7 protein-coding genes are annotated in these 7,755 nt (G+C 62.1%); 1 reads left to right on the top strand and 6 read right to left on the bottom strand.

Features of this window, described 5'->3' with window-relative positions; translation table 11 throughout:
• Positions 1-396: 396 nt before the first annotated feature.
• From VHX65_02910 to VHX65_02885, 6 genes are all read right to left on the bottom strand, one after another.
• Complete coding sequence (locus VHX65_02910; protein HEX3997481.1) at positions 397-1,284, bottom strand: methylene-tetrahydromethanopterin dehydrogenase N-terminal domain-containing protein; 888 nt, start codon at positions 1,282-1,284, stop codon at positions 397-399.
• 32 nt (positions 1,285-1,316) lie between these two features.
• Positions 1,317-1,745 carry a DUF202 domain-containing protein gene (locus VHX65_02905; GenBank protein HEX3997480.1) on the bottom strand — a complete coding sequence of 143 codons (429 nt, stop codon included), beginning with the start codon at positions 1,743-1,745 and terminating at the stop codon, positions 1,317-1,319.
• 60 nt (positions 1,746-1,805) lie between these two features.
• Positions 1,806-2,237 (bottom strand): hypothetical protein, encoded by a 432-nt coding sequence (locus VHX65_02900; protein HEX3997479.1) that lies wholly within the window; start codon positions 2,235-2,237, stop codon positions 1,806-1,808.
• The gene (locus tag VHX65_02895) at positions 2,237-3,982 is read right to left on the bottom strand and encodes an efflux transporter outer membrane subunit (protein ID HEX3997478.1); all 1,746 of its coding nucleotides are present in this window, start codon (positions 3,980-3,982) and stop codon (positions 2,237-2,239) included. The genes VHX65_02900 and VHX65_02895 overlap by 1 nt, the downstream gene beginning before the upstream one ends.
• Positions 3,983-4,370: 388 nt before the next feature.
• The gene (gene epmA, locus VHX65_02890) at positions 4,371-5,399 is read right to left on the bottom strand and encodes an EF-P lysine aminoacylase EpmA (GenBank protein HEX3997477.1); all 1,029 of its coding nucleotides are present in this window, start codon (positions 5,397-5,399) and stop codon (positions 4,371-4,373) included.
• Positions 5,400-5,412: 13 nt separating this feature from the next.
• A complete protein-coding gene (locus VHX65_02885; protein ID HEX3997476.1) occupies positions 5,413-6,201 on the bottom strand; it encodes a methyltransferase domain-containing protein in 789 nt (262 codons plus the stop codon).
• Between the two features lie 190 nt (positions 6,202-6,391).
• Here VHX65_02885 and gap point away from each other — a divergent pair, with 190 nt between their 5' ends.
• Positions 6,392-7,411 (top strand): type I glyceraldehyde-3-phosphate dehydrogenase, encoded by a 1,020-nt coding sequence (gap, locus tag VHX65_02880; GenBank protein HEX3997475.1) that lies wholly within the window; start codon positions 6,392-6,394, stop codon positions 7,409-7,411.
• Positions 7,412-7,755: the final 344 nt, after the last annotated feature.

Below are 7,755 nucleotides of genomic sequence, written 5' to 3'. Positions count from 1 at the left end.
AATGTAGCAGGCACACTCCGTGTGCCTGCTACGTTGGTTGCGGCCAAAGGCCGCTCTGGTGTGCCGATGGCTCTGCCAATGGCACACTCGCGGAATTCCAAAACTTCTCCGCAGGTTATGGAGAAGTTCATCGGTAAAAAGCGAACGTTCGCAATCTTTGCCCGGCGAGACGGCTCAATGTAGCAGGCACACTCCGTGTGCCGTCTGCCCCGCTCTTTGCGCAACCCGCCGCGGAGCGCAGACGGCACACGGAGTGTGCCTGCTACGTTGGTTGCGGCCAAAGGCCGCTCTCAGTGTGAACTGCGAGTCGGCAGGCTGCCTCGCGAGGAAGTCCAACCGTAAGAAACGAAGGGCCGAGAGGAGGCCGAGAGGATTTTTCAGCGGCAGAACGACCGCCTACACGACGGTCGGCTTCGCGCCGAGCAACCGCATGCCGATTTCGAGAACTTCTTCGGCGTCGAGGATCACGTCGTTGGATTCGAACAGCCGGCGGATGGCCGCTTTGTGAATTTTCATTTTCAAACCGCCGACCCCGAGCGCGCCATACGCAACGCTTCCGTCGAGCGGCCGGGCTTCGTCCGTCGGAGCGATGCCTTCGATTCCGAGCGGCGGAACCGCATTCAAATCGATCGCGAGCTTCAAGGCCTTGGCGCTGCGGCGAATGCCGGCGTTTAGCAGCAAGACGCCGGGAGGCCCAGCGGCGATCACCAGTTCGACCCCTTCGAGCGCGGTGCGAAGCGAAGCGCTTTCGGCCGTTGTCCAGGCCGAAAGCCGGCCGGAGCGAGCGCGAGCTGCCAGCTTCCCGCACACCGACTCGGCCCGTCCCGCGTCTCGCGATCCGATGCGCACCGTCGCTCCCGTTTCGGCCAACAGCCGCGCGACGCGCTCACCCACCGGCCCGGCGCCGCCGAGGACAAGTGCCGTTGTCTGCGCGAGGTCGAGATGTTTGGCCGCCGAAAGCACGGCGGCCGCCGCGGTGGTATTCGAACCTGCCGCGTCCATCAGCACCGACATGCGCAGCGGACCAAAGAATGTCTGGCGGGCCAATTCGAGAATTGCCTCCGCCGCGGCGACGTTCGAACCGCCGATAAACACGGCCGTCGAATGCAAGTCGGCCGGCCCGCGTGTGAACATGCCCCCATAGAGCATGGATTGCGCGTTTTCGGCGCTCACGCCGCCGTGCCGCAAGAGATGCTCGGCTCCCGCGTCGATCGCCACGACCGCATCGAACACACAGGGCTGCGGATCGGTATCGAGCTGGAGAAGGATTTTTGCTTTGGCCATATCATTCACGCGGCCGCGAGCCGGCGAAAATCTCACTTCGCACGATCCAAGCCAAAGACCAGGTAGCACGCCATCAGCAGGCCGAAAATGCCCAGCGTGTATGCCACTATGACACCCAGCGACCAGCGGTTCAACCGCAACGGCCGGCCTTCTTCCAGCCGTCGGATGGTTGACCAATGTTTCACGGCGGCTCCGATATTCACGCCGACGCCGATCGCGATCAATGCCGTTCCGACCCACAGAGAAAGCGTCGAATGCCGATCGGCGGCCTCGTTTGTGACCTTCGTCAATTCGCGCAGGAAAAGGCCGAACCGGGCGACCACGAATCCGAATCCCATCATGGCCAGTCCCGTCCGCACCCAGGCCAGCAGCGTGCGTTCGGCCGCGAAGCAGACTCGCGGATCGAGATTTCCGCCTTGTTGCGCGGTATTCGTCGGCGGGGAAGAACCTTCGCTGCTCATTTGGTTTCCGAGGAAAGCCCGCGGCCTGCGAATTCGTTGCGAACGTCGGCCGCCGGCCGGCTACTTCGCAGGCGGCGCCGGCTGATTCGGCAAGCAGCCGCAATTGGATTGGAACGAGGGGTGGGACAGGGTCGGTTGGTTCCATGATTGCGATGGATTGCAACGAGGGGCCGGCCCGCACGTATAGTTCGGACCGCAACAAAGCGGAGCGACGACGACACACGGCTTCGGGCAATAATCGTCGCAGCCGAAGCAGCAGAACGGCGTCACCGTCGGCAGCGGCTTTCCGCAGTAATCATCGCAGCCGAAGCAGCAAAACGGAGCCGTGCAAGGCAGCGGCTTCGGGCAATAATCGTCGCAGCAGGCACAGCAGGGCGGATGGAGGCAAATGCCCGGCCAAAGCGACCAACCGCCGCTCGGCTCGCCGGCATTTGCCGCGGCAGAGAACGCGAGGCTGGCCAAGAGGGTTGCGATTGCGAGTGTGGATTTCATTATTGTCTTGGTGGGTTAGCGTTGTTTTGAGGCGGGGCTGGGGTCGGTTGAAGCTGGGGCAGCGGCGTGGGAACGCCTTCGACCGGCAGTTGTGGCTGCGGCTGCGCGGTTTGCAGTGTCGGCAGCGAGCGGGGCGAACCCGGCGGCTGCAACATGTCCTGGCATCCATTGATGCGGATTTCCCAACCGCCGCCCAGAGCACGATACACCTGGATCAATCCCGTGGCGATTTCGCCTTGGGCTACGGCCAACGTGTTCTGCTGCGTGACGAGGGTCTGCTCGACCGTCGTGACCGTGGTGAAGTCGACCGTGCCGGCCTTGTATTGCACCAGCGCGATCTGCACGGCCTTCTTCGCCTGCTCGACGCTTTCCGCTTGGAAGCGCGTGCGCTCTTGTCCGCGAAGGAACGTGACGACGCCGTTTTCCACATCTTGGTTGGCCGACAAAACGGTTTGTTGATACGTGGCCAGCAATTCTTGGAAACGATAATCTTGCAGCCGGACGTTGTTGAGGATGCGGCCGTAGTTCAGGATGTTCCAATTGAACGACGGGCCGACGGTGCCATTGAACGAACCGGGCGAGAACAACTGGCTGGTGTGTTGGGCCGACCAGCCGAGGTTGCCGGTGATCGAAATCGCCGGATAGAAGTCGGCTTCGGCGATGCCGATTTGGGCCGACTGCGCGGCAAGCGTGCGCTCGGCCGCCCGCACGTCGGGCCGGCGGCGGAGCAAGTCGGCCGGTATTCCCAACACGACTTCCGGCGGCGCGGCGGGGATATTGCCCGGCCCGAGCCGCAAGCGGAGTTCTTCCGGCGGCATGCCCATCAGGATGCAAAGCTCGTTGACCGTTTGCCGCAGACTGATTTCCAATTCGGGAATCGCCGCTTCGGTGGCGGCCAACGTGCTGCGGGCTTGATCCACGTCGAGTTCGCTGGTCGTGCTCGCCTTGAATCGGGCTTCGACGATCGTCAGCGTGTCACGCTGCACCTGCACGTTGTCTTGGGCGTATTTGATCTGCTGTTCGAGCGTTCGCATCTGGGCATAGTTCGTGGCGATGTCGCCGAGCAGCGTAACCAAGGCCGAGTCGTAGTTTTCCACCTGGGCATCGAGCGTGTCTTCGTCGGCTTCGATGGCGCGGCGAAAGCGGCCCCAGAAATCGAGCTCCCAAGCCAGGTTGAAGCCGAAGTTGTATTGCGAGTAGAACCGCTGGGAGAGAAACGAGGAATTGGCGGTGTTGCGGCTTATGGCATTTCGCGTGTAGCTCCCGGTCATCTGCTGGGTTTGCGGGAGCAGTTCACCGGTGTCGATCGCCAATTGGGCCCGCGCTTCGAGCACGCGGAAGCCCGCCTCGCGGAGTGTCAGGCTTTGGTGGTAGGACGTGCAGATGAGCTGATTGAGCGCGGGGTCGTTGAAGACGGTCCACCAGCGGCTCAGATCGACTTCGTCGGTTTTCACCCGGGCGTCGTTGGTGTCGATCCATGTTTTGGCCACGGGAGCGGCCGGCCGGCGATAATTCGGGCCGACTTTGAAGCCGTTGTGGATGTAGTCGGTTAACGACGTGCAGCCGCAAAGCAAAACGGCAATCGCGAGGATAGCGGCAATTGGCCCGGTGCAGCGATTGGGGCGCCGCGCGGTTCCGGCGTTCCAGCAATGCTCTTTGCGGGTAGCGGAAACGATCGGGCGGGACGCTGGTTCGTCGAACAATCGGGAAGATTCGGTGGTTGTCATCGTGCGATCGGTCCGCATAAGGGGTCTCTTCGGGGGCCTATCAATCGTCATGCCCGAGATTACCGCTGGAATTGGCATAGCATTCACAATTGGTGCTTTGCCTAGCCTTGTTAGATCTCGCATAACCAGAGCTATCGGCATTTCACAAGCAACCGATTCCATGGGCATAGGCATCCCATGCGCGGTCGGCAAAATCGCGCAATCTTGCCGCCGAACCGGCGGATTATCTTGCACAACCGATACTCCCCGGCACGAATCACTGCTGGCATGATGTGCGGTGCCCTAGGGATACTCGCCACATGTGACCCGCCGGCAGACGGCTTCCGGAGTGTGCCTGCTGCGTAGCCGGCATACTCCGTGTGGGCCTGGCGTGCCCAGCAGTGACACCCAAAGCACGATCGGCCGCTCAAGCTCGGTCGATCGGGAACGCGATCACTTCGCGAAGATCCCTCGCGCCGGCGGCGATCATCGCCAAGCGGTCGAACCCAAGCGCAACGCCGGTCGCCGGCGGAAGGCCGGCTTCCATGGCCGCGAGCAAGCGGCTGGTCTCGGGCAAAGCTGGGCGACCATCGGCGCGGCGATGCGCGTTGGCCGTGGATTGACGGCGGCGAAGTTCGGCGGCGTCTAATAGTTCGTGATAACCATTGGCCAATTCGATGCCGTCGACATAGAGTTCGAACCGTTCGCCGACCGCCGGATTGCCCGATCCCGCATCGGGAGCGCGAATCCGCGCCAGCGCCGCTTGTGTCGCCGGGAAATCGAAGAGGATCGTGGGACGCGGCCGTCCAAGATGCGTTTGAATCCGCTCGGTGAGCAACAGATCGAGCCAGCCGTCGCGGTCGTCGCCGAGCGAATCCGGAACCGCGATCCCACAATCCGCCGCGACGGCGCGGCACTCGGCCGAGGACGCCGCGTGCGGATCGAGACCGACAAATTTCTCGAACGCCGCGGCGTAGCTGATCCGTTCCGCCGGCCCGCGGCCTAACAGCGCCTCGCATAGATCAGACAAGAGCGCCATGCCGGCCGCCATGTCGTCGCCGGCGCGATACCATTCGACGATCGTAAATTCAGGGTTGTGCAGCGGCCCGGTCTCGCCGCCGCGAAAGGCACGCGTGATTTGAAAGATCGCGCCGGGAGCCTGTTCACCTCGCGTGGCCAGCAATCGCTTCATCGCGAATTCGGGGGATGTTTGCAACCACAGCCGTCGCCCGGCTTCCGGCCGTCGCGGATCGTCCGGCAGCACGACGCCGAGCGGATCCAAATGCCGATCGACCACGACGTCGACCGACAAGAGCGGCGTTTCCACTTCGAGAAAATCGCGCACGTCGAAAAAGTGCCGCGCCTTGCGGAGCAATTCGGCCCGCAATCGCAGGTTTCGCCACGGCGCCCTCGGGCGGAAATCGGCAGCCGGATCGTCCGAAGAGGTGCCGTCCATCATGTGCGGTCCATCATTCGCAAACCACGATCCAGCCGTTCGCGCGCAAATCGGGCAACAGCCACGGCCGGCTGAGCGCTCGATGCCGTTGCGGGTCGAGCGGAATCAATTCGCGGATGCGAAAGCCGGCCTGCCGCAAGGCGCGAATCAATTCTCGCCGGCGGAACACATGCAAAAACATATTGGGAATTTGCCGGTAGTCGAAAAATTTGTCGCCCGCTTCCACGTCGCGCACGATCGCCGCCCGCAGCAGATTTTTCAACAGCCACCATGGACCGCCCGGATCGTAAAGGTTGTACCACAGGTTATGAACGTGCAACACGAACAATCCGCCGGGCTTGAGCACGCGGCGAACGTGTGCCAATGCACGACCGCGATTTGGCCGCCCGCGAATCATGCCGAGCGTGCTGAACATCGAAATGCAGCAGTCGGCAATGCCATCGGCCAGGCAATCGAGATCGACCAAATTGGCCATCACCCGATCGACCGGCAACTGCTCAACTTCGGCTTTTTCGCCGACCACCGCCAGCATCTCGGCCGACAGATCGACCGCCAAGCCGCGAAAGCCCCGTCGCAGAAGCGGCAGCAGCGCCCGACCGGTGCCGCAGCCGAGATCGACGACATATCCGGGGCGCGTGAAATGCCGATTCAAAACTTCCTGATCGAACTGAAACAGGCTATTGAATGCAAAGTATTCGTCGTAGTCGCGTGCGATATGTTCGGCATGGGCGTATTCCCAAGTTCCGCGGCTGACGCCCGTCGGAAGCTGCCACGACGGCCGGCGATCTAACGTTTCGGACATGGATCGAGCTACCTTCAATCGCCCGGGGATTAAAGCTTTGTGAATGGTGCGGCTTACGATGCGGCGAAGCATGCCGTATGGGGAAAAACGCTTCAGCCGCCTTCTCTAGCCCCTAGCCCCTCGCCCCTCGCCCCTCCTATAATATCCGCTCCGTTTGACAAGAGTGCAGGAAGAATCAAGGAGAATCGCCGTGGCTATTCGTGTTGGAATCAATGGGTTTGGACGTATCGGCCGCTTGGTGTTTCGCATCTTGACCGCCCGGTCGGATGAATTCGAAGTCGTCGGGATCAACGACATCACCGACACCCGCACCCTGGCCACGCTGCTCAAATACGATAGCACCCATCGCCGCTTCCAGGGCACCGTCGAGCACGACGACGCGACGGTCACGGTCAATGGCCACAAGATTCGCGCCCTGAAGGTCAGAGACCCGGCCGAATTGCCATGGGGCGAATTGCAGGCCGACGTGGTCGTCGAAAGCACCGGCATCTTCACCGCCCGCAGCAAGGATGGCAAGGCCGGCTACGATTCGCATTTGAAAGGCGGAGCCAAGAAGGTCGTGCTCAGCGCTCCAGCCAAGGATGGGGCCGATCTGACCTGCGTGCTCGGCGTGAACGACGACAAGCTCACCTCGGCAATGAAATGCATCTCGAACGCCAGTTGCACGACCAACTGCTTGGCTCCGGTCGCCAAGGTGCTGCACGAAAAGTTCGGCATCGACAAAGGCCTGATGACCACCGTGCATGCCTACACCAACGACCAGCGCGTGCAAGACTTGCCGCATGCCGATCCGTATCGGGCCCGCTCCGCGGCCCAAAATATCATCCCGACCACGACCGGCGCCGCCTCGGCCGTCGGATTGGTGATCCCGGATTTGAAAGGTCGGCTGACAGGCATTTCGCTGCGCGTGCCGGTGCCGACCGGCAGCGTCGTCGATCTGACGGCGGTGATGAAACGGCCGGTGACGAAGGAAGAAGTCAACGCCGCGATCAAGTCGGCCGCGGAAGGGCCGCTCAAGGGCATTCTGGCCTACACCGACGATCCGATTGTCTCCAGCGACATCATCGGCGATTCGCACAGCTCGATCTTTGCCGGCGATTGGACGCAAGTGCTCGACGGCAACATGCTGAAGGTCATTAGCTGGTACGACAACGAATGGGGCTATAGCTGCCGCACCGTCGATCTGATCGCGAAATTCGCGAAAGTGTAGCGGGAGACGCTTCGCCCTACAATCGCCGACACAAGCCCGAAGCGTTAGCGAGGATAGGCGCTGACAGACGCTGCACGGGCGCTGACAGTCGCTGCGATTCTCTTTTTGGCACCGGGGTGTGCCACTGGCCAGCGAAGTCGGCCAGTGGGAGCGCCGCTTGAGCTCGGAGACAAATCGAACGTCCAGCGGCGTGCGTCCCTCGCTAACGCTTCGGGTCACAATCGCCGACACAAGCCCGAAGCGTTAGCGAGGACGGGCGCTGACAGGAATCGAACGTCCTGCGGCGCGCATCCCTCGCTAACGCTTCGCCCTACAATCGCCGACATAGCACGCTTGCGGTTTCG

The organism is Pirellulales bacterium (genome assembly GCA_036267355.1).
Lineage (GTDB): Bacteria > Planctomycetota > Planctomycetia > Pirellulales > DATAWG01 > DATAWG01.
The sequence above is the reverse complement of the archived record's forward strand: the minus strand, read 5'-3'. Positions and strand labels throughout refer to the sequence as shown.

Coding starts and splice junctions, on each gene's coding strand:
- VHX65_02885 (HEX3997476.1), bottom strand. CDS start 6,201: ATGTCCGAAACGTTAGATCGCCGGCCGTCGTGGCAGCTTCCGACGGGC.
- VHX65_02905 (HEX3997480.1), bottom strand. CDS start 1,745: ATGAGCAGCGAAGGTTCTTCCCCGCCGACGAATACCGCGCAACAAGGC.
- VHX65_02895 (HEX3997478.1), bottom strand. CDS start 3,982: ATGCGGACCGATCGCACGATGACAACCACCGAATCTTCCCGATTGTTC.
- VHX65_02900 (HEX3997479.1), bottom strand. CDS start 2,237: ATGAAATCCACACTCGCAATCGCAACCCTCTTGGCCAGCCTCGCGTTC.
- epmA (HEX3997477.1), bottom strand. CDS start 5,399: ATGGACGGCACCTCTTCGGACGATCCGGCTGCCGATTTCCGCCCGAGG.
- VHX65_02910 (HEX3997481.1), bottom strand. CDS start 1,284: ATGGCCAAAGCAAAAATCCTTCTCCAGCTCGATACCGATCCGCAGCCC.